This is a genomic window from Alloalcanivorax xenomutans (genome assembly GCF_032810065.1).
In the GTDB taxonomy this organism is placed as follows: Bacteria; Pseudomonadota; Gammaproteobacteria; order Pseudomonadales; family Alcanivoracaceae; genus Alloalcanivorax; species Alloalcanivorax xenomutans.
In genome coordinates, this window is the sequence record NZ_CP136538.1 from 857,908 (window position 1) to 878,052 (window position 20,145).

Consider the following 20,145-nt stretch of genomic DNA (forward strand, 5'->3'; position numbering starts at 1 on the left):
AACAGACTGTCTAGGAGTCCATCATGGCTGAGCGCAATCATAAGCCACGCGCCCGCGTGGGTAAAAGCGAAACCCCCAAACCCAACCGCGAATTTCCCTATATTCGCCACCTCAAGGTCCATCCGGGCCAGTACTACCATCAAACGCTATCCAACAGCTGCCGGGTCAGGCTTGTGCCCTGGGTCCATATCAAGGGCTATTGGCTGGAGGAAGCTGGCTTTACCGTCGGCACCCCGGTGCACGTGGAAGTCAGCGAGGGCCGCCTGGTGATTTCCGCCGCCCCGGAGCCCACCGGCGCCTGATGTCGCCCGCGCCGCCACCTTGCCGGGTGGTGGCATTACTTCGCATTCTCGCTTTGATATGGAGAAATAGGTGTATTCATGGTGCACATCCAGGGCTCTTATGGGCCCATTCTGTTGAGGGGCGATCCTTCCGGATCACAACGGTGAGTACGATGTGCTCACGGCGTGGGATCCTGTCAAACGGCTGGGATTCGCCGTACGCCAAATGCTCCCTCATCGGTTTCTCAGCCGCTCACCGATCTATATCCCGCTTTGTGAGGCTGCACGCCAGAGCGCATACCCGCTATTATCCCTGACGACCATTCATCGTTGACGCTCTGGTTTTTCCCAGGTGTCTAGGCAGCCCGTTTGGGCTCGGGGAAGCATAGTGTTTCAAGTGGGAAAGGAGTATCACCGCCGTTCGCAGATCCACGAGGTGTATGGCGGGCAGCAGCAAGGCGGTATTTCCACGCCAAAGAGCGAGCCTTTGGTGTTTCTGTTCGTCTCAGAAACCGGCGGTCGGCACGGCTACACGGACGAATTCAAGGAGGGCGTTTTCTTCTACACTGGGGCAGGCCAAGTCGGGCATATGGCACTTACGGGGGGTAATCGTGCTATTGCCCGCCACCAGCAGGATGGCAAGACTCTGCATCTCTTCGAATACACGCGCCGCGGCTATGTTCGCTATATCGGGCAGGCGGACTACATTGGTTACCACCAGGAAGAGCGGCCCGACCGGGATGGCAAGCTGCGTAAGGCGCTAGTGTTTCATCTTGATGTGAACTCGTCGCCTGTTCCCTCTTCGGTGCGGGAAGTGCCCCCGGTCTATGACCCGGATGATCCAAATCGGCTCAAGCGCTATTCGCTGGTGCAGCTTCGAGATGCGGCGCTCCCGAAAGCTGTGAGCACGGCCGAGCCCCAGGCCCGAATGCAAGTGGCTTATTATCGGGCTGAAGCCATCCGCCGCTATGCGTTGGCTCGTGCCAATGGTCACTGCGAGGGCTGCACCCAGGCGGCGCCGTTTCCCTCTGCACAAGGTCCATACTTGGAGTGTCACCATCTTCATCGAGTGGCTGATGGCGGGCCGGACCATCCGGAGAATGTGGTCGCTCTGTGCCCGAACTGTCATCGACGCGCGCATTACTCTAAGGATGCTGCCAGCTTTAATGCCAAGTTGGTGGAGATTGTGAAAGCTGTGGAGGCCGCAGTAACGCTTCCGCCTCTTGATGCCTCGACTCCCGAGTGAACACTCGACGAAAAAGACCTATGATCCCCAGACACCCTGTTCGTGGCTTGTCGTCCGGCCGCTTGATCGGATAAGGCACGCGGGCCGGTGTAAACAACACAAGTATCACCCATCCAATAACGATAAAACCGGGAGAGCAGCATGAAAACAAGAAATGGCCTGACAAGGCTGGGTGTAGCGCTATTCGGGATCTCCTCAGTCGCTCTTGTGAGTTGCGGAGGTGACAGCAGCAGTTCGCACGCGCAACGGCCGATGTCCTGTGATCAGCTAGTCGGCCTGGCGATTCCGGCCGACGCCATGGAATTATCCACCTCCGGCGGTGAGGTCACGGCGGCGGAAGTGGTCGAGGCCAGCGGCAGTGGCGCGGCGGCGGTGCCGGAGCATTGTCTGGTATCCGGGCGCATTGCGCCGGTGGATCCGCAGGCGCCGGACATTCAATTCAAGGTGGCGTTGCCCACCGAGTGGAATTCGAAAGTGCTGATGTTTGGCGGTGGCGGTTTCAATGGCTCCATTCCGGCGATCACCGGTGATATATCCCAGGGCGCGCCGGATCAGCCGACGCCGCTGGGCCGGGGCTACGCCACCTTCGCCAGCGATTCCGGGCACCAGGCCAATGAGTATGGCTCCCAGGATGGTCGCTGGGGTCTGAATGACGAAGCGGTGCGCAACTTTTCCGGCGAGGCGCTGAAGAAAACCCGTGATGCGGCTACCTTTGTGATCGAGAAACGCTACGCCGACGAACCGACGTATCGTTATTTCGCTGGCGGCTCTACTGGCGGCCGCGAGGCGCTGACCAATATTCAACGTTGGCCCGACGATTGGGATGGCGCCATCGCCTGGTATCCGGCCTGGAACAACGTGGCCGCGCTGCTTGCCGGGCAATACCTCAGCCGCGCTCTGGCGGAACCCGGTGCTTACCCGGATTCCGGCGAGCGCCAGAAGTTACTCGATGCGGCCCTGGAAGCCTGCGATGCGTTGGATGGGGTCGAGGACGGCCTGATCAGTGATCAGCGCCAATGCAACGAGACCTTTGATCCGGCGACCGCCATGGTGGATGGCAATAACCTGCGTTGTCCGGGGGGCGCCGACGACGGCGACCATTGCCTGTCCGACGCTCAGATCGAGGCGTTGAACGCCATGAATGACGGCGTCGACTTCAATTTCCCGCTGGCCAGCGGTGAAACCGGCTATCCCGGCAGCAACGTCTGGGGCGCGGATCTTGGCATCACCACCATCGATACGCCGGTGCAGCCCACGGTGGTCTTTCTCGCATTGGGAACCGCGCAGCCGGTGCAGCCGGATATGCCCCGCAACGCGCCATACCTGAGCGTGCTGGTGGATCAGTGGGTGAAATATTCGGTGGCGGGTGATGCGGATTTCAATTCCTTCGAGTTGGACCCGGTCAACCCGGAGCCGCAGTACGCGGAACGGATCAGCGAGCTGAGCGGTATGCTTAATTCCGGCACCGATATCTCGGCCTTCGCCGACCGGGGCGGCAAGCTGTTGCTGGCGCATGGGCTGTCGGATGTGCTGGTCAGCTCCCGGGCCACGGAAATTTACTACCAGCGGCTGTTGGAGCAGATGGGGCAGGAAAAGGTGGATTCCTTTGTGCGCTATTACGAGATCCCGGGGTTTGGTCACGGTGCGAGCTCGCATTTTCACGCCACCTGGGATTCCCTGACCGCCCTGGAAAATTGGGTGGAGCAGGATATGGCACCCGAAGATCAGGTCACCATGGACCTGATCGGCGCACCGGGCCGCACCCGGCCGCTATGCGACTACCCGGCGTGGCCCCGTTATGTGGAGGGCGGTGACCCGATGTCGGCGTCGTCGTTCGAGTGTGTCGAGTAATACAGTGCCGGGTCAGAGCGAGTATCCATAATCCCGTCAGGAGGAGAGATGGCCGAATACACCGCCACCATCCAATGGTGCCGCCATGAGGGGGAGGCCTTCAGCGATAACCGTTATAGCCGGGCTCACGAATGGCTGTTCGACGGCGGGGTGACGGTGCCGGCATCGGCGTCGCCGCACATCGTGCCGTTGCCGTATTCGGTGGCGGAGAACGTGGATCCGGAGGAGGCGTTCGTAGCGTCGTTGTCCAGTTGCCACATGCTGGTGTTCCTGGGCATCGCCGCCAAGCGGCGCTATGTGGTGGATCGCTATGAGGATGAGGCCATTGGTGTGATGGCGGAGAATGAGGCCGGCAAGTTGGCGGTGACCCGGGTGACGTTGCGTCCCCGGGTGGTGTTCTCCGGCGATCGCCGGCCTTCGCCGGAGCAGATCGAAAAACTGCATCATCTGGCCCATGAGGAGTGCTTCATTGCCAGCTCGGTGCTCACCGAGGTGGTGACGGAGCCGCGCTTCTAGACTCGGAGCCGGTGCCTGCCGGCATCCGACTTCCGCCTGATTTGTGGCGTTCGCCGTTGACCCGGCCCGTCGCGCTGGGTAGGTTGAGCCCCCCTGTCTGATCTTCCCGGTGTTTGCTCATGTTGGCGGTAGCCCGATCCCTGATTTTGTCCGTCTTTGGTGTGGTCTGTATGGCGTTTGCCCTGATGCATTGGGGCGAGCCGGCCACCGCGGAGGAGCGTACCGGCTGGTTGTATCAGCGTTTCGGAGACCAGGGCGTGGTGCTCGGTATGTTGACCATGGGGGCGTTGATGCTGCTCTCGGGAGTTGTCTCCCTGGTGCGCCATCGTAGTCGCCAGAAGGCTCATGAACGGGCCATGGAAATCGCCCAGGATCCGGCCCGTCACGTGCCAGAAACACCGGTGCAGGCGAAGACGCCGGATCCGAAAACGGGCGCTCTGATTGTCGGTCTGGTGTTTCTGGCACTAGGGCTGGGGTGGAGCGTCTATTACGTTCGCGATACGTTGCAGGCGCTTGCCGCCGGCGCGTCCGTGGTGTCCTATTCCTGGTGGAAGACCGTCGGTGGACCTTTCCTGGCGGGGATGGGGCTGTTTTATGTCCTGGTGCGGCCTGGCACGTTGGAAGGCGTGCGGCATATGACGCCGGGTGAGCGGGTGGGTTTTCTGATATTCGTGGCGCTGGGACTGGCCGCCGGGGTTGGTCTGCTGTTCTGGCTGTCGGCTCAGGCGGAAGCTTACGGGTACCTCTCTTGATTGATGGAGCCGGGCAGCGGGCACCCGGCTCCGGGTTTGATGCTTATTGCTGGGTTACGGACTTCAGGCAGTAGAGCTCCCGATCCAGCGCCGGCAGTGTGTTGTCCGGCAGTTCCTCACGGAAGTACTCCAGCAGTGGCACCACATAGGCCACGTCGGAATTCTCGAAAGCCTCCGGGTTGGCCTCTTGCACTTCACCGAAAGTGTCGTAGCCGTCCTTACCGAGCCCGGTGAAAGAGTTGGTGGCCACGGAATAGACGGCGCCGTTGTCGATGGGGCCCCAGGTTCCGCCTTCATCCCTGACTTCCACGTTCTGAATACCGGTGCCGGCCGGCGCGCCGAGCACCACGTCGTAGCGCAGGTTGGCGGAATAGGGGAAGGCGCCGGTGGAGGCAGAGATGCCCTGGGCGTAGTCGAGTGCTTCGTTGAGCACTTTGACGATGTCCGCGCCGGTCATATCGATGGTGACCACGGTGTTGGAGAACGGCAGGATATTGTAGGCGTCCGCCACGGTGAATTCCCCATCCTCGAGCGGGGCGCGCACGCCGCCGGCGTTCTGAATCGCTACATCGGCCTTCGGCAGGTAAGTGAGGAAGGCGTCGGCCACGACCTGGGCGGCGTAGCTGCCTGTAGGGGTTTCTCCAGCCTGAAACGGTGTGGGGATGCGTTCGAACGGCATGTACTGCGTCACTTGTCCCAGGGCTTCCTGTTTGAAGCTTTCCATTTCCGCCTTGTATGGCATGAGAATGTCGAGAATGGCCTGGGATTCCTCCGCGACCCGCACCGTGGTCAAGCCATCGATCACACCGTTGATTTGCGCCGTCTGTTCGCCGCTGGCCGCCACCCAGGCGCCACTGGCATCCTGCACCTGGTAGTTCTCGCCAACCAGCAGTTCCACATTGCCGCCGATGTCGGTGATAACCCCATCGGCGTCGAAGTTGACTTCCAGCTTGCCCAGCCCCTTGGCGTACTCCCAGGCCTGAACGATATAGACCGGCTGTCCGTCCGGGTTGTTCACCACCGTGGGGTAGTCGCCGTCCACATCCAAACCAATGGCTTCGAACTCGCCGGTGGCGTCGAGAACGTCGTGGGTGTCACCGCCGACGATCAGATCGATATCACGGACGCTGGCGGCCAGTTCCTGATCGAAGTCATAGCCCAGATGGCTGAGTACGATGAATTTGTTGATGCCTTCGTCTTTCAGAGCGTAGATATGCTCACGCACCGAGGTGATTTCGTCATCGAATTCCACCGCATCGGTAACCAGGGAGGATTCTTGTGTCTTCTCTACCTTGAGAACACCGATCACCGCCACTTTCTCGCCATCAATTTCCTTGACCACATAAGGTGCGATATCGGAACCGAACAGCGGGCTGTCCGTGGTCGGATGAACGTTGCCGGCGATCACCGGGAAATTGACCGTCTTCAACAGCTCGGCGAGATGCGCTTCACCCTCGTCGAACTCATGATTACCCAACTCGTAGGCGTCCAGGCCGATGGCATTGAACACTTTGAAATCCACCTCTCCCTTGAACAGACTGAAATAGAGGGTGCCGTTCAACTCGCCACTGTTGAGGACCAGGGTGTGATCGTCGCGGTATTCGTCGATAGCGGTCGCGATACGTGGAAAGCCGCCGAGGTCAACACGCACGGTTTCAGCACCGGTCAGCGTCGGGTCATAGTCCAGGCTCAGGTCGTAGCTCTGTCCCTCGAAATAGGAGTGATGATCATTGGTGTGCAGCACCTGCAGCCGCAGCGGCTTGGCCTCTGGTGCCGGGTTGTCATTGTCACTGTCGCTCCCGCAGCCGGCTAGTAATAGAGCGTAGCCGGCTAATGTGAGGGCCGGAAGAGTTCTGGAAATAGCCACGATTCAACTCCGATTCGGATAAAAGGAAGACAAGTCGGTGCGCATCCTAGGACGTGGTGATGACAGTCTGGTGGCCGTTTTGTGGACGGGATATGGCGGTCGGCAACGATAAGGCGGTCGCGATATTGCCAGCGGTATGGTTGTTAGGGCGGTGCCGTGATGTGTGAATTCTTCCAGGGTTCAATACAATGGGACATACCTGTGCGGAGAGCCTGAAAGAATGATGACCTTCCATTCCCTGGATCCCGATTCCGTACCCATGTCACTCTTATTGATCGCTGATCCATCGGAAACGAATGTGCGTGCTTACCTGCGAGGTGCCCGGTGCGTTGCCGTCGAGGATAAGGGCACTACGGTGGGTATTTGTGTGCTCAATACCATCGGCGACGGTGCCCTGGAGTTATTTAACATAGCGGTGTCGCCCGACATGCAGGGTCAGGGCGTAGGATCGGCCCTGCTGCGCCATGTGATCAACCGGTGCCGGTCTGAAGGCGTGCGCCGTATTGAGCTGGGTACCGGTACTTTTGGTTATCAGCTGGCGTTCTACCAACGCCTGGGTTTTCGGGTAGAGCGTGTGGTCCGCAATTTCTTTCTTGACCATTATGATGAACCGGTGATGGAAATGGGGATCCAGCATAAGGACATGCTAAGGTTGGGGCTGGATCTCGAATAATCTTCCGGCACAGGATGTGGTCATGGCTCTGGTTGCTGCTTCTCCTCGATTTAATATTCATTGGCGACGCCTTCAAACACTTTCTGCTTGGGATGGTGGCGGGATGGGTGACCTGTATGGAGCGATGGTCAAGGGGTTGGGTTATGTCGTGTTGGCCGCTTTGGCGGGCGCGGCGCCGGCGGCCTGGTCTCAAGTCGCTATTGAGGAATTGTCCGCTGAGCACAGGACTCTGGGAGATCACACTGAGTTTCGTTTCCCTCTGGTGCGAGGAGATACTGAAACGGCGCGACGCATCAATACGTGGCTTCAGGTCAGCTTGCTGGAGCGCTTTCCTGGCGGTCCGGGAGAGACGCCATTCGATGCCGTATGGCCCCAGGAGGGGGAATGGACCGGGGTCACTTACCTGGACTATCAAGTGGTGACCAACGCCATGGGATTTCTCTCCATCGTTTTCAATGGCGAGTACACCGGTGCCTATCCTTCGGCTTTTTCCCAGAGTTATCAGTTTGAGACCCGGACCGGCCAGCCCTTGTTCCTGGCAACACTGTTTACCGAAGACGGTGTGAAGGAGCTCCAGGGTCGGGTCGACGCGATGCAGGTTCATGATATCGACGCTTTTTTGCAGGCCGCCCAGCCAAACGGCCTGGATCAGGAGGAGGCGAAAATCCAGGCTGATCTTTACCGGGAGTGCCGCGAGAACGTGCGGACCGGTTTGTACGATGAGAGAGAGTGGCAGTTGCGAGCCAATGCCTTGGTGATGACCCGGGGCTGCGGCTTTCCCCATGCGGTTCGGGCATTGGACGATCTGGGTATTGAGGAAAGCCGATTCGATTACGACACATTGGCGCCCTGGTTGAGTGAATACGGTCGCTGTCTGTTGGTGGAGAAGCGGGCCGACTGTCCGCCGCCGCAACCCGGCTACCAGGGCGTGTTCATGGGAGAAATGGATGGCCGTTTTCCTGTAACACTGGTTCTGGGAGCCTGGTCCGGCCCGGCCTGGTATGCCTATGACAAGTATAAAGTGCCGATACGATTGCATCGGGAAGCGAGCCGGGATGGAGCCCTGGTGCTGACTCGTCGCGATGAGGGTGAGACTACCGAGACCTTTACGCTTCGGTGGACCGATGATGGGGATCTGGTGGGGCGCTGGCAGCGACCGGGCCGGCCGCCACTGCCGGTTCATTTACATTGAGCGGGATGGGCCATGCTTGATCGAAACATTGTAAACCCGGCTGTGGCCTTGATGGTGGTCTTGTTGACATCGCTTGCCCAAGGGGAGGAAGCCATGAAAGCGTTTCCGGAATCCGAGGGGAGCGACTGGCGGATAGTTGAAGACGGCCTGCACCGTCATACGCCCGATGCATTACGTATTCCGGTGGTAGTGCTGGGGGACCAACACGCGATGGGGGCGGAACGTGCTTATCTTCTGGTAAGGGCCTCTTATGAACAGGTTCGGCCGGTGGTGTCCGCGGCGCTGGCGGGTAAAGTCACCTTGGTGGAAACACCATTGCCCTTGCTCACGCTGGATGAGCCTTGGCGGCGAGTGATGTTATCCCGGCATCCTCAGTGGCGGGACATACTGGCGCACAGTGGCTCTGAACCGGATCTGGACGCGGCGGTGCGTGAAGGGGCTTTGATGCCGGAAGAGCGGGACTGGCGCCGAAACCAGGCCCTGGCACGCTTGGATATTTCGCCGAAGAGACTGCTTTCCCTGCCCCGGATGAAGTCCTTGTATTCGCGAGCGGAATCATCCCGTGAATGGGTGCAAGGGTGGCGCAAGCAATATCATGTGAAGCAAACGGTGACGGTATTTGATGCCGAGCCGCTGTTGGGCTCACCGGCGACGGTAATCGACATCCATCGTCGCCAATCCTTTCCCAATCCGGCGCACCGAAAGATTCTGGTGGCGGATGGTGTGCCCACCACGCTCTCTCAGTCACTGGTGCCCGCAGAGCTGTTTCAGGCGGTAATGAGCGCACTGGAAGAACATCTTCCTGATAGCGACTGGCAAATCAATGAGGATCCGGCGCGTTGGCAAGCGCCGGTGAAGGCACCACCAGAGCCTCCCGCGCCACGACTTCAACAGGCCGGAAAAGCCGATAGTGAAGTGATCCCCGAAATTTACACCCTGACCAGTGACGATCCATTGGACCCTCGAACGTTGCAGGTGATGTCCGATGGCAGTCTGGCCATCGGCGTCGAGCGGCCGGCTCAGGTCGATGGTGAGCGCCAGTGGATTGCCGAGGTTTGGCGACTGCAACCGGAAGAGGCTTCGCTATCGGTCTTGTGGCAGGGGCTGGACGGGGCGGACTCGATACTGCTGGACGAGAGCGCCGATACGTTGTGGTTCTGGGGGCGCCCGCTGAACGGGGGCGACGGGACATTATTTCGCTATCGCGGAAATGAGAAAGCGCCGCAGGCGGTGACTTTGGCAACGCCGTCAAGTCTGCCCGGCCCGGGCAACGTTCCACGCTGGCAACTGGATGCTCAGGGGCGTCCTCGCTTGTACAGCTATCGGGTGGACCGGATTTATCGGTATCAGCGTGAAGAAGGCGGGCGCTGGCATTACAACGCTGTCGAAGTGCCGCGCGCGGCTTTATTTTCGCAGCCGCTGCGACCGGTGCGTTGGGCTGGCGATGCCTTGTGGGTGGAGGATCTCTACGGGGTGGCGGAGCTGAACCCCGCCAATGGCCGGGTACGAAAAGTGATTCAGGCGCCGCAGCGCTATGGCGTTTTCCCGATTGAAGGGGCGCCACCAAATCCGGATTTGCGTCATCATCTCTCATCCTGGACGGCGGTCGGGTCTTCCCAGGGCCAATGGGTGACCAGCGGGTTCCAGTTGCGTCCAGCACCGGAGCGTGAGCGAGTGGCGGGCATGCATGTCTTCGATACGGAAAAAGGGGAGTATCTGTATTCCGCGGTGCTTGATGGAAGGGACCAGATCAGGGCTGCCGCGGCGTCGCCGGATGGGCATTGGCTGGCCATGGCGGTGGCCAACCAGGTGCAGCTTCACGAAGCGCGTACAGGGCGCACACCGGTGGCGCTCAAGGTACCGTCCGGCGTATCCGTGTTGGCGCTGGCATTCTCCCCGCAGGGCCGTGATCTCTATGCGCTGACAATGTCCACCGTCTTGCACTGGCGTTTACCCCGGCAGCGGTGATTGCTGGTCGGCCCTCCCTCAATGGCAGGCTGCCGTATTTTCAGGGCACTTTTGATAAAGGAAGAATCATGCCGAACCGCTGGTTTGCCGCCGTGATTGGCGTATTGGTGCCGCCGTTGGCGTTTGTTTATCTGTCGCGCTGGCGGTGGGTACCGGTGTATTTGCTGGCGATGCTGGCGGCCGGTTGGGCGGATCTGACGCTGGCGGGCCGAGGGGCCCCCTCTGGTCTTGGCCTACTGGTGTCCGCCGCCGCCGCGGTGCAGGCTTTTATCCTTGCGCGGCGCGTTCGTTTCGATGGCCGGCGACGCTGGTTCAACACCTGGTGGGGTACGCTCAGCTTGCCGCTGGCCTTCGTTCTGGTTGTCTTCATAACGAGAGCATTTCTGTTCGACCTGTTCCGGATTCCGTCTTCCTCCATGGCGCCGACGTTGCAGCCGGGCGGTTACGCGGTGATGCAGCGCTGGGGGTACGGCGTCTATGGTGCTTTCGGTCTGACTCTGCACGAAACCGAAGTGGCTGAACGCACGCCGCCACGCCGGGGAGAGTTGTTCGTGTTCCGGCCGCTGGAAATGGCTGGGCAGCTGTTCGTAATGCGGGTGATCGGTTTACCGGGGGATCATGTTCAGTACGCGAACAAGCAATTGATCATCAATGGTGGGCGGGTACTTACGGTCTTTCGGGACGAAGAGGGACTCGCCGACGAAACACTCGGTGGCCAGAGCTATTCGGTTCAGTATTTGATGACGGATGGGCCGGGGCGCCGATTCGATTATGTTATTCCGGAAGGGCACTTCTTCGTCATGGGCGATAACCGCGACAACAGCCGTGACAGCCGTTACCTCGGCATGATTCCCGCCGCGAACATGGTTGGCAAAATCGTGTTGAGCTGGTGATCAGGGGCGAGCAAAAAAGAAACGCCGCGCCTTCAGCACGGCGCCTGCTCGAAAAACCATCCGCTCAAATCACTTACCCGCCCAAATAGGCGGCCTTGACGCTGTCGTTATCCAGCAGCGCGGTGCCTTCTCCGCTGGCGACGATGCGCCCGGTTTCCAGTACATAACCGCGGTCGGCCACCGCCAGCGCTTCGGCGGCGTTCTGTTCGACCACGAACTGGGTAATGCCCTCCGCTTTCAACTCGCGCACGATATCGAAGATCTGCTCAATGATCAGCGGCGCCAGGCCCATGCTCGGTTCGTCCAGCAGCAACAGCCGTGGCCGTCCCATCAGGGCGCGGCCCATGGCCAACATTTGCTGTTGGCCTCCGGACAGCGTGCCGGCGGTTTGACGCCGCTTGTCCTTGAGGATGGGGAAGCGTTGATATTGTTTTTCCAGGTCCTCGGCGATAGCGGCTTTGTCGTTCCGGGTATAGGCACCGAGCATCAAGTTGTCTTCCACCGACAGCCCGGAGAACACCTGGCGCCCCTCCGGTACTTGAACGATGCCGCGACGAACGCGATCGGCGGCGTCACCGCGCGACAAATCGCTGCCGTCGAAGCGGATCTCGCCACTGGCGGGTTGCAGGCCGGAGATCACCCGCAGCAGGGTGCTCTTGCCGGCGCCGTTGGCGCCCACCAAGGCCACGGTTTCTCCCGGGGCGATGGTCAATGCCAGCTCGTGAAGCACCTCGATGCGACCGTAGGCGCTGGTAATGTTGTTGATCGACAGCAATGGCGTCGGTTCGGGGCGGGGAGTGAAGGGGGCGGCGCTGGTCATGCCGGAACCTCTTGTGCCTGACGTTCGCGAGTTCCCCCGCCGAGATAGGCCGCGATGACTTCGGGGTGCTCTCGAATCTGGTCCGGAGTGCCTTCCGCCAGTTTGCGGCCGTAGCTGATCACCAAAAGATGGTCGGATACGTTCATCACCAGTTTCATATCGTGCTCCACCAGCACCACGGTGATGCCTTTACCGGCGATCTTCTGAATCACCGATTTCAAGGCCTCGGTTTCGGTGGCGTTGAGACCGGCGGCGGGTTCATCCAGCAGCAGAATGTCGGGCTCCGCCGCCAGGGCTCGGGCGATTTCGAGGCGTTTGAGCGCGCCGTAGGGCATGGCGGAAGCCGCGTGATCCAGATAATCACCACAACCCACGAAGGTCATCAGTTCCCGGCAGTGTTCGCGACAGTGCCGGTCCGCCTTTCTCAGTCCCGGCAGTTTGAGCATGGCGGCCAGGGCGCCGCTACCGAGATGGCGATGGCGGCCGAGCATGACGTTTTCCAGGGCGCTCATGTTCATGCAGATCTGCAGATTCTGAAACGTCCGCGCCATGCCCATTTCGCACAGCTTGTGGGGCGCCCGGCCAGTGATGTCGCGGCCCCCCAGGGTAACCGTGCCGGCGCTGGGCTGGTACAGGCCGGTCACCAGATTAAACAGCGTGGTTTTGCCAGCACCATTGGGACCGATGATTGAGTGCACATGGCCACGCCGCACCTCGAAGGAGAGATCCTCGATGGCGTGCACGCCGCCGAATTCCTTGCTCAGATTGGTAACGGAAAGCAGAGCGCTCATTGGGCACCTCGCTGCAATCTTTGGAGCACGCTGGGCAGCAGACCCCGGGGCAGAAAAATCATCACCGCCATAAGAATGGCGCCGAACACCACCATCTCCAGCTCCTGGAAGTCGGTGAGAAACTGGGGGATGAGCACCAGGATCGCGGCGCCAATGATGACACCGAAAGTGGAAGCCATTCCGCCAAGCACGACAATGGTGATCAGTTCAATGGAGTGTTCGAAAGAGGCCACGGTAGGGGTGATGAAGCCGCTGTAATGGCCATACAGGCTGCCGGCGATGCTGGCGTAGACGGCGGAAATGACGAACACCCGCAACTTGTATTTGGCGGTGTCCACGCCGGCCACCTGAGCAGCGATTTCCGAACCGTGCAGCGCGCGCAGTGCCCGGCCGAGCGGTGAGTCGATGATGTTCAACGCCAACAGTACCGCCACCACCAAGACCACCGCGGCGAGCAGATACCACAATTCCACGCCGGTGAACGTCAGGCCGGCGAACTGATACTCGCCGAACACGCTCAGTTCGTGACCGAACAGGGATAGCGGTGGCAGGCCGATGCCGTCCGGACCACCGGTGAGCTGCTCTTCATTGTTGAGTACGATGGCGGCGATCAGGCCCAGGCCCAGGGTGGCCATGGAAAGGTAGTGACCTTTCAGGTGCAGGATCGGCCGTCCCACCAGCCAGGCCAGTACGCCGACGCCGGCGGCGGCGCTGAGCAGGGCCACCATCGGGCTCAGATTGTACTGGCTGGTGAGAATGGCGCTGGCGTAGGCGCCGGCGCCGTAAAACGCGGCATGGCCAAGGCTGACCTGTCCGGCGTAACCCACCAGCAGATTCAATCCCACCGCCACGGTGGCGGTGAGACAGATCTTGGTCAGCAGGTCATAGTGAAAATCGTTACTGACCGCCAGTGGCATCAGTGCCAGGATCAGCGTCAGCAATAGCAGCCCCCCGTATGGGGACATCAGAATGTTTTGCTTCATCGTGTCCGCTCTCTTCATCACACTCGCTCCGCGGCCCGGCTGCCAAACAAGCCGTTGGGGAGGAAAAACAAAATGGCGAGGATGATCACGAACGGCACCGCGTCCTTGTAATCAGATGAGATATAACCGGCGGTGTAGGCTTCGCTCAGGCCCAATAACAGACCGCCGACCACCGCGCCGGTGCTGCTGCCCAAACCGCCTATGGCGGCGGCGACGAAGCCTTTCAGACCCAGCATGATGCCGACGTCATAGGCGGTGAAAGTGATCGGGGTAACGATCAGGCCCGCGGCGGCGCCGAGCAGTGCGGAAATACCGAAGGCGACCCCCAGGATGACCTGGGTCTTGATGCCGGCGAGCCGTGCGGCGTCCTTGTTCATGGAGGTGGCGAGAATCGCCTTGCCCAGTTTGCTGCGGCTGAAGAACACCGCCAATGCCACCACCAGCACCACGGCGATACCCAGGATCCACAGGCTTTGCGTCAGCAGAGTAGCGCCGCCAATGGAAAGCGATTCGGTGGCACTGAAGCGGGGCAGCGCATGATACTCCTTGCCCCAGAAAAACTGGGCCAGGCCCCGCAGGAAGATGGACGCGCCGATGGTGATGATGATCAACGTCACCACGTCGGCGTCCCGCGCTGGAGCGATGGCCAGGCGGTGCAGTAAAATGCCCGCCACCGTGGCCAGCACCAAAGCGCCCACCATGGCCGCCGGCAACGGCAGGCCGGCTCCCACCAGCACCACCGTGCCCATACCACCGATCATCAGGAATTCGCCCTGGGCGAAATTGATCACATGGCTGGCGTTGTAGATCAGGGTGAAACCCAGCGCCACCAAGGCATAAATGGCGCCCAGGGTGATCCCCGAGAACGTGAATTGAAAAAACTCGCTGAACATGTTCGGTCCTGCCTGGAAAGAGGGCGGTGAGAGCAAGCGTTCGGGATGCCGTCCATGGCGCCCGGAGAGTGGATTACTCCACCAGCGTCCAGTGGCCGTCCTTCACTTCCAGGATGCGGAAGGAATCATAGGACAGCCCCATGTGGTCCTTGGCGCTGAGGTTGTAGGTGCCGGTGACTCCGACATAACCCTGGATGCTTTCCAGAGCGTCGCGCACTTTCGCCGGATCGGTGGAGCCGGCTTGCTTGATCGCTTGCACCGCCAGTTGGAAGCCGTCGTAAGCGTAGCCGCCAAAGGTCGACACCGAACTGTTGTAACGGTCCTCATAGGCTTTTTTGTAGCCGGTGACCACGCCATGCTGGGGGTCGCTGTCGGGGATGGTGTCGGCCACCAACAGGGCGGTGGCGGGCAGGCGCAGACCATTGGCGGCATCGCCGGCCAGTTTCAGGAAGCTGTCGGAAGCGACACCGTGGGATTGGTAAAAGGGCAGTTCAATGCCCAGTTGCTTGTAGTTCTTGGTGACGATGGCCGGGCCCTGACCAAAGTCGAAGTTGAGTACCGCCTGCACGCCATCGGTATTGCGGATGCGAGTGAGCTGGGCGGTGACGTCGGTATCTTTCGGGTTGTAGGTCTCGTCGGCCACCACCTCGATCCCCATGGCCTTGGCTTCCTCCTGGGTCACGTTACGTCCGGAGGCGCCGAAGCCGCCGGTGCCGGAGATCAGACCGATCCGGGTGAGACCGCGTTCCTTCATGTCGGTGAGTACGCGTCGGGCGGCCTGGCGATCGGATTGCGGCATCTTGAACACCCATTTCTTCACCGGGGTGGAGATGGTTTCCGCGCCGGCCAGGGAGATGAATGGCACCCGCGCTTGCTCGATCACCGGCACCGCCGCCATGGTGGCGCCGGTGGTGCTGCCACCGATGATGAGATCGACTTTGTCTTGCCGCAGCAGCCGGGTGACGAAGGTACGGGCTTTGGAGGCGTCACCGGAGTCGTCATAGTGAACCAGCTGGACTTCACGCCCCAGCAGGCCGCCGTTTTCGTTCAACTGGTGTACATACAGTTCCAGGGTTTTCAGTTCCGGGTCGCCGAGAAACGCGGCCGGGCCGGTGACGGAAAGGAAGGATCCGATGCGAATGGGGTCTTCCGCCTTCGCGACCGGGGACAAGGAGGCCAGACCCAGCGCCGCCACGGCGCCCACGGCCAGGTTCTTCAGCATTGTTTTCATTATCACACCTATCTGCGTATGCCCCCGGAGGGGCTTTTGTTTTTATGCGCCTGGCCGGAGTCCGGTGGCGCGGGACGTCCCATCAGCGTCCTTGTTTTTCCAGGTATAAAGCGATACGAATTTTAAGTCAAGATCAAATTTAATGTGTCATAAAGGTTGCTATATTGGCCCAAGTGGCTGTTTTATGGTGCTATTCATTGGCCTTTTATGTCTCCGGACAGGAGGGTTTGGTAGCATGTCGCGCCGCCGGAAAGGCCGGTATCACGCTGATTTGGACGCCCCGGAAAGGGCTCGGAGATAGGAAGGTCGCCCAGTGGATTTGCAATGTGAGCAATTGGAACGCTTGATAGAACGTTTTCAGCAGCGTCGGCCGCTGCGTACCGGTTCCCTGATCATTACTCTGTTCGGTGACGCCATCGTGCCCAGAGGTGGCGCGGTGTGGCTGGGCAGCCTGATCGATCTGCTCGAACCCATGGGCATCAATCAGCGTCTGGTGCGTACCTCGGTGTTCCGTTTGACCCGCGAGGGCTGGCTTATCGCGGAGAAAGTAGGCCGCCGCAGCTATTACGGACTCACCGCCGCCGGCCGCCGCCGTTTCGAGAAGGCTTTCAAGCGCGTGTATTCCGGTGTGCAGCCGACCTGGGACGGCGCCTGGACGCTGGTCATCCTCAATCAATTGGATCCAGACACTCGCCGCGATGTGCGCCAGGAACTGGAATGGATGGGGTTTGGCGGTTTGACGCCGGGCATGGTGGCCCACCCGATGGTGGACCGGGCCGAGCTGAACGCGACGCTCCAGGAACAGAATGCGCTGGACGATACGATCATCTTCGAGACCCGGGCCCAGGACAGTTTCGCTTCACGGCCGTTGCGCCTGCAGGTGAAAGATGCCTGGAATCTGGAGCAGCTCTCGGAAGGGTACCGGGAATTTCTCGATCAGTTTCGTCCGCTCTGGCAGGAGATGAGCAAGCTGGAGACGCCACCGCCGATGGAATGTTTTCTGGCGCGGACGTTATTGATTCACGAATATCGCAAACTGCTGTTGCGTGATCCGCTATTGCCGGAAGAGCTTCTGCCTTCGGACTGGGAGGGCCGCGCCGCGCGCCAGCTTTGCCGTAATCTCTACCGCCTGACTTACCGTGGCGCGGAATCCTGGATGAGCGAACGTACGGAAACCGCGGAGGGGCCGTTGCCTGAGCCGGGGGATGGTTTCTATCAGCGTTTTGGCGGGCTGGATTGACTGAAAAACGCTGCTGGCCACAAGGCCGCTGCAGGAGCTTGTCTGCAAGCGAATTGTCCTTTCGGGCCCTGGGCATTCGCTTGCAGGCAAGCTCCTACAGCGGCTTCGTAGTCCTCCCTGATTCCTTATTGAGTTTTCTTGTGAGAATTTTGGTAACACAACGGGGGTGACCTGAATTCTGAGCTTATCCTTCTGAAATTAAAAGAAAAAAATTCCTTATTACGGATCCTGTTCTTGTTTTACCTTCCTAATTCGATACATAAATATGGATTTGCCGTGTTGACTTGTGTCATGTCTGAGCTATGCTTTCCAACCATAGTTTGGCGTCGGAACTGCTCGGCGGATCACGGTCCGGCAGGTCTGATCATCGATACCAAGAAAAGGGCAGGACCGGATTATGGAGTTCGCCACTATTGAGTTTGATCTGGAAGGCGGTGTCGCCACCCTGGCACTGAACCGACCGGAACGGCTGAACAGTTTTAATGAGCAGATGCATCAAGAAGTGCGGGAAGCCCTGTCCGTGGTGGAGCAGGACCAAGCCGTGCGGGCTCTGCTGATCACCGGGAATGGCCGTGGCTTTTGCGCTGGCCAGGACCTGTCCGACCGAAGCGTGGCGCCTGGCGCCGAAGTGCCCGACCTGGGCTCTTCCATTGAAACCTGGTACAACCCGCTGATTCGCACCCTGCAGCGTTTGCCGATGCCGGTGATCGCCGCGGTCAATGGTGTCGCCGCCGGTGCCGGCGCCAATATCGCCCTGGCCTGCGATCTGGTCATCGCCGCCCGTTCCGCCAGCTTCACTCAAGCCTTCTGCAAGATCGGTCTGATTCCGGACTCCGGTGGCACCTGGCAGCTGCCGCGCCTGGTGGGTATGGCCCGCGCAAAGGGGCTGTCCATGTTGGGTGACAAGCTGAGCGCCGAGCAGGCGGCCGCCTGGGGTTTGATCTGGCAGTGCGTGGATGACGACGCGCTGCGTTCCACCGCCACGGACCTGGCTCGCCATCTGGCCACTCAGCCGACCCGGGGGCTTGCCTTGATCAAACAGGCATTGAACCAAAGCTTTGACAACGATCTGGATACGCAGCTTGACGTGGAGCGGGACCTGCAGCGTGAAGCGGGCCGTACCGAGGATTACCGCGAAGGCGTCGCCGCGTTCATGGAAAAGCGCGCACCTCAATTCAAAGGCCGCTGAGGCTGTCCTCCCGTTTGGAGATTTGCATGGCCGATTCGAATACCGCCGCCGCGGCGCTGGACAGTGTTGCTTTGGCCCGCCGTTGTGCCGAGTCCATGTACCAGCGGGACACCGCTACCCGCGAACTGGGCATGACGCTGAAAACGGTTTCTCCGGGATGCGCCGTACTGTGCATGCCGGTGCGTGATGACATGATCCAGGGGCACGGCTCCTGTCATGGCGGTTTTATTTTCGCCCTGGCGGATTCCGCCTTCGCCTTTGCCTGTAACACCTATAACGAAACCACCGTGGCTTCCGGTTGCTCCATTGAGTACGTGTCGCCGGGATTGCCGGGTGATGTGCTCACCGCGGAGGCGCGGGAGCTGACCCGTAAAGGGCGAACCGGTGTTTACGACGTGCGTGTCACCGGCGGTGACGGCCAGTTAGTGGCCTTGTTTCGCGGCAAATCCTACCGCGTTCGCGGGCAGGTGATTCACGATGAGGAGAGCCAGGCATGAATGAAGCGCTGATTTTTGATGCCGTGCGCACCCCGGTGGGGCGCTTCGGCGGCGCTTTGGCGACGGTGCGCGCCGACGATCTCGGAGCGGTGCCCATGAAGGCGTTGATGGCGCGCCATCCGCATCTGGATTGGTCGCAGCTGGACGATGTGTTTTATGGCTGCGCCAATCAGGCCGGCGAGGACAATCGCAATGTGGCGCGAATGAGCGCGTTGCTGGCCGGTCTGCCGGTAAGCGTGCCGGGCGTGACGCTGAACCGTCTTTGCGGTTCCGGGATGGACGCGGTGGGTACCGCCGCCCGCGCTCTGCGATGTGGTGAAGGGAGTCTGATGCTGGCCGGCGGGGTGGAGTCCATGTCCCGGGCGCCGTTCGTGATGGGCAAGGCGGAGCAGCCGTTCTCCCGCAGGGCGGAAATATTCGACACCACCATCGGCTGGCGTTTCGTCAACACGCTGATGAAAGAACAGTACGGCGTCGATTCGATGCCGGAAACCGCCGAGAACGTGGCGGAGCAATTCAAAATTGGCCGTGAGGATCAGGACGCTTTTGCCCTGCGCAGCCAGCAGAGAACTGGCCGTGCCATGACCGCCGGCGTGTTCGACGCCGAGATCGTGCCGGTGAGCGTGCCGCGCCGCAAAGCCGATCCACTGATCGTCAGCGAAGATGAGCATCCGCGTCCGGATACCACGGCGGAAGCACTGGCCAAGCTGGGAACACCGTTCCGCAAGGAAGGCGGCACGGTCACCGCCGGCAATGCCTCTGGTGTCAACGACGGCGCCTGCGCTCTGTTGCTCGGCAATGAAGTGGCGGCGCGCCGTTGGAACCTGAAACCCCGTGCCCGGGTGGTGGGTATGGCCACCGCCGGAGTGGAGCCGCGCATCATGGGTATCGGTCCGGCGCCGGCGACGCGGAAAGTGCTGGCGCAGACCGGCCTGAATCTGGTCGATATGGATGTCATCGAATTGAACGAGGCGTTCGCGTCACAGTCCCTGGCGGTGCTGCGGGAACTGGGGCTGCCGGATGACGCCGAACACGTGAATCCCAACGGCGGCGCCATCGCGCTGGGGCATCCGCTGGGCATGAGCGGCGCCCGTCTCATCACCACCGCCTTGTGCGAGCTGGAGCGGCGTCAGGGGCGCTATGCGCTGTGCACCATGTGTATCGGCGTGGGGCAGGGCATTGCCGTGGTGATCGAGCGGCTTTAAACGAACAGAAAGCAACGCGGACAGACTCAACGACAGAATAACGAGAGGCGGAGCATG

19 protein-coding genes are annotated in these 20,145 nt (G+C 60.5%); 13 read left to right on the forward strand and 6 right to left on the reverse strand.

Annotation, left to right across the window (positions count from 1 at the left end; all coding sequences use genetic code 11):
• Positions 1–23: 23 nt before the first annotated feature.
• From RYH70_RS04060 to RYH70_RS04080, 5 genes are all read left to right on the forward strand, one after another.
• Positions 24–302 (forward strand): SymE family type I addiction module toxin, encoded by a 279-nt coding sequence (locus RYH70_RS04060; RefSeq protein WP_317009808.1) that lies wholly within the window; start codon positions 24–26, stop codon positions 300–302.
• Positions 303–669: 367 nt separating this feature from the next.
• Positions 670–1,527, forward strand: a complete 858-nt coding sequence (locus RYH70_RS04065) for an HNH endonuclease (RefSeq protein ID WP_317009809.1) — start codon at positions 670–672, stop codon at positions 1,525–1,527.
• Positions 1,528–1,779: 252 nt separating this feature from the next.
• A complete protein-coding gene (locus RYH70_RS04070) occupies positions 1,780–3,378 on the forward strand; it encodes a tannase/feruloyl esterase family alpha/beta hydrolase (protein WP_317009810.1) in 1,599 nt (532 codons plus the stop codon).
• Positions 3,379–3,426: 48 nt separating this feature from the next.
• Positions 3,427–3,894, forward strand: coding sequence for an OsmC family protein (locus RYH70_RS04075; protein ID WP_022993805.1), 468 nt, complete (start codon positions 3,427–3,429; stop codon positions 3,892–3,894).
• Between the two features lie 170 nt (positions 3,895–4,064).
• Positions 4,065–4,646 (forward strand): hypothetical protein, encoded by a 582-nt coding sequence (locus RYH70_RS04080; RefSeq protein WP_143247696.1) that lies wholly within the window; start codon positions 4,065–4,067, stop codon positions 4,644–4,646.
• A 43-nt stretch (positions 4,647–4,689) separates the two neighbouring features.
• Here RYH70_RS04080 and RYH70_RS04085 read toward each other — a convergent pair whose 3' ends face one another.
• On the reverse strand, positions 4,690–6,513 hold the full coding sequence (locus RYH70_RS04085; protein WP_317009811.1) for a bifunctional metallophosphatase/5'-nucleotidase: 1,824 nt from the start codon (positions 6,511–6,513) through the stop codon (positions 4,690–4,692).
• A gap of 220 nt (positions 6,514–6,733) precedes the next feature.
• Here RYH70_RS04085 and RYH70_RS04090 point away from each other — a divergent pair, with 220 nt between their 5' ends.
• From RYH70_RS04090 to lepB, 4 genes are all read left to right on the forward strand, one after another.
• Positions 6,734–7,186: a GNAT family N-acetyltransferase gene (locus RYH70_RS04090; RefSeq protein WP_284455960.1), complete on the forward strand. Its 453-nt coding sequence runs from the start codon at positions 6,734–6,736 to the stop codon at positions 7,184–7,186.
• Positions 7,187–7,289: 103 nt separating this feature from the next.
• Complete coding sequence (locus RYH70_RS04095; protein WP_317009812.1) at positions 7,290–8,378, forward strand: hypothetical protein; 1,089 nt, start codon at positions 7,290–7,292, stop codon at positions 8,376–8,378.
• Positions 8,379–8,471: 93 nt separating this feature from the next.
• A complete protein-coding gene (locus RYH70_RS04100; protein ID WP_317009813.1) occupies positions 8,472–10,346 on the forward strand; it encodes a WD40 repeat domain-containing protein in 1,875 nt (624 codons plus the stop codon).
• 68 nt (positions 10,347–10,414) lie between these two features.
• Entirely contained in the window at positions 10,415–11,239 is an 825-nt protein-coding gene (gene lepB / locus RYH70_RS04105) for a signal peptidase I (protein WP_233917726.1), read from the forward strand.
• Positions 11,240–11,312: 73 nt separating this feature from the next.
• Here the strand turns inward: lepB and RYH70_RS04110 are convergent, their stop codons facing one another.
• The 5 genes from RYH70_RS04110 to RYH70_RS04130 all read right to left on the reverse strand — a co-directional run bounded on the left by RYH70_RS04110 (position 11,313) and on the right by RYH70_RS04130 (position 15,957).
• Positions 11,313–12,059, reverse strand: a complete 747-nt coding sequence (locus RYH70_RS04110; RefSeq protein WP_055099764.1) for an ABC transporter ATP-binding protein — start codon at positions 12,057–12,059, stop codon at positions 11,313–11,315.
• The gene (locus RYH70_RS04115; RefSeq protein ID WP_055099763.1) at positions 12,056–12,850 is read right to left on the reverse strand and encodes an ABC transporter ATP-binding protein; all 795 of its coding nucleotides are present in this window, start codon (positions 12,848–12,850) and stop codon (positions 12,056–12,058) included. Before RYH70_RS04115 ends, RYH70_RS04110 begins: the two co-directional genes overlap by 4 nt.
• Positions 12,847–13,833 carry a branched-chain amino acid ABC transporter permease gene (locus RYH70_RS04120; RefSeq protein WP_317009814.1) on the reverse strand — a complete coding sequence of 329 codons (987 nt, stop codon included), beginning with the start codon at positions 13,831–13,833 and terminating at the stop codon, positions 12,847–12,849. Before RYH70_RS04120 ends, RYH70_RS04115 begins: the two co-directional genes overlap by 4 nt.
• Positions 13,834–13,850: 17 nt before the next feature.
• On the reverse strand, positions 13,851–14,726 hold the full coding sequence (locus RYH70_RS04125; RefSeq protein WP_055099762.1) for a branched-chain amino acid ABC transporter permease: 876 nt from the start codon (positions 14,724–14,726) through the stop codon (positions 13,851–13,853).
• Positions 14,727–14,799: 73 nt separating this feature from the next.
• Positions 14,800–15,957: an ABC transporter substrate-binding protein gene (locus tag RYH70_RS04130; protein WP_317009815.1), complete on the reverse strand. Its 1,158-nt coding sequence runs from the start codon at positions 15,955–15,957 to the stop codon at positions 14,800–14,802.
• A 313-nt stretch (positions 15,958–16,270) separates the two neighbouring features.
• Between RYH70_RS04130 and paaX the strand changes: the two genes are divergently transcribed.
• From paaX to pcaF, 4 genes are all read left to right on the forward strand, one after another.
• Positions 16,271–17,197 (forward strand): phenylacetic acid degradation operon negative regulatory protein PaaX, encoded by a 927-nt coding sequence (paaX, locus tag RYH70_RS04135; protein ID WP_082439235.1) that lies wholly within the window; start codon positions 16,271–16,273, stop codon positions 17,195–17,197.
• Between the two features lie 397 nt (positions 17,198–17,594).
• Entirely contained in the window at positions 17,595–18,386 is a 792-nt protein-coding gene (gene paaG, locus RYH70_RS04140; protein ID WP_316309633.1) for a 2-(1,2-epoxy-1,2-dihydrophenyl)acetyl-CoA isomerase PaaG, read from the forward strand.
• 26 nt (positions 18,387–18,412) lie between these two features.
• Positions 18,413–18,883 (forward strand): hydroxyphenylacetyl-CoA thioesterase PaaI, encoded by a 471-nt coding sequence (paaI, locus tag RYH70_RS04145; RefSeq protein ID WP_035451211.1) that lies wholly within the window; start codon positions 18,413–18,415, stop codon positions 18,881–18,883.
• Positions 18,880–20,088 (forward strand): 3-oxoadipyl-CoA thiolase, encoded by a 1,209-nt coding sequence (gene pcaF, locus RYH70_RS04150; protein WP_026949473.1) that lies wholly within the window; start codon positions 18,880–18,882, stop codon positions 20,086–20,088. Before paaI ends, pcaF begins: the two co-directional genes overlap by 4 nt.
• The last annotated feature ends 57 nt before the right edge of the window (positions 20,089–20,145 follow it).

Bases quoted from the DNA above. Each gene is read 5' to 3' on its own strand.
- RYH70_RS04060 (WP_317009808.1), top strand. From the start codon at position 24: ATGGCTGAGCGCAATCATAAGCCACGCGCCCGCGTGGGTAAAAGCGAA.
- RYH70_RS04070 (WP_317009810.1), top strand. From the start codon at position 1,780: ATGTCCTGTGATCAGCTAGTCGGCCTGGCGATTCCGGCCGACGCCATG.
- RYH70_RS04075 (WP_022993805.1), top strand. From the start codon at position 3,427: ATGGCCGAATACACCGCCACCATCCAATGGTGCCGCCATGAGGGGGAG.
- RYH70_RS04080 (WP_143247696.1), top strand. From the start codon at position 4,065: ATGGCGTTTGCCCTGATGCATTGGGGCGAGCCGGCCACCGCGGAGGAG.
- RYH70_RS04090 (WP_284455960.1), top strand. From the start codon at position 6,734: ATGATGACCTTCCATTCCCTGGATCCCGATTCCGTACCCATGTCACTC.
- RYH70_RS04095 (WP_317009812.1), top strand. From the start codon at position 7,290: ATGGGTGACCTGTATGGAGCGATGGTCAAGGGGTTGGGTTATGTCGTG.
- RYH70_RS04100 (WP_317009813.1), top strand. From the start codon at position 8,472: ATGAAAGCGTTTCCGGAATCCGAGGGGAGCGACTGGCGGATAGTTGAA.
- lepB (WP_233917726.1), top strand. From the start codon at position 10,415: ATGCCGAACCGCTGGTTTGCCGCCGTGATTGGCGTATTGGTGCCGCCG.
- RYH70_RS04110 (WP_055099764.1), bottom strand. From the start codon at position 12,059: ATGACCAGCGCCGCCCCCTTCACTCCCCGCCCCGAACCGACGCCATTG.
- RYH70_RS04115 (WP_055099763.1), bottom strand. From the start codon at position 12,850: ATGAGCGCTCTGCTTTCCGTTACCAATCTGAGCAAGGAATTCGGCGGC.
- RYH70_RS04120 (WP_317009814.1), bottom strand. From the start codon at position 13,833: ATGAAGCAAAACATTCTGATGTCCCCATACGGGGGGCTGCTATTGCTG.
- RYH70_RS04125 (WP_055099762.1), bottom strand. From the start codon at position 14,726: ATGTTCAGCGAGTTTTTTCAATTCACGTTCTCGGGGATCACCCTGGGC.
- RYH70_RS04130 (WP_317009815.1), bottom strand. From the start codon at position 15,957: ATGAAAACAATGCTGAAGAACCTGGCCGTGGGCGCCGTGGCGGCGCTG.
- paaG (WP_316309633.1), top strand. From the start codon at position 17,595: ATGGAGTTCGCCACTATTGAGTTTGATCTGGAAGGCGGTGTCGCCACC.
- paaI (WP_035451211.1), top strand. From the start codon at position 18,413: ATGGCCGATTCGAATACCGCCGCCGCGGCGCTGGACAGTGTTGCTTTG.
- pcaF (WP_026949473.1), top strand. From the start codon at position 18,880: ATGAATGAAGCGCTGATTTTTGATGCCGTGCGCACCCCGGTGGGGCGC.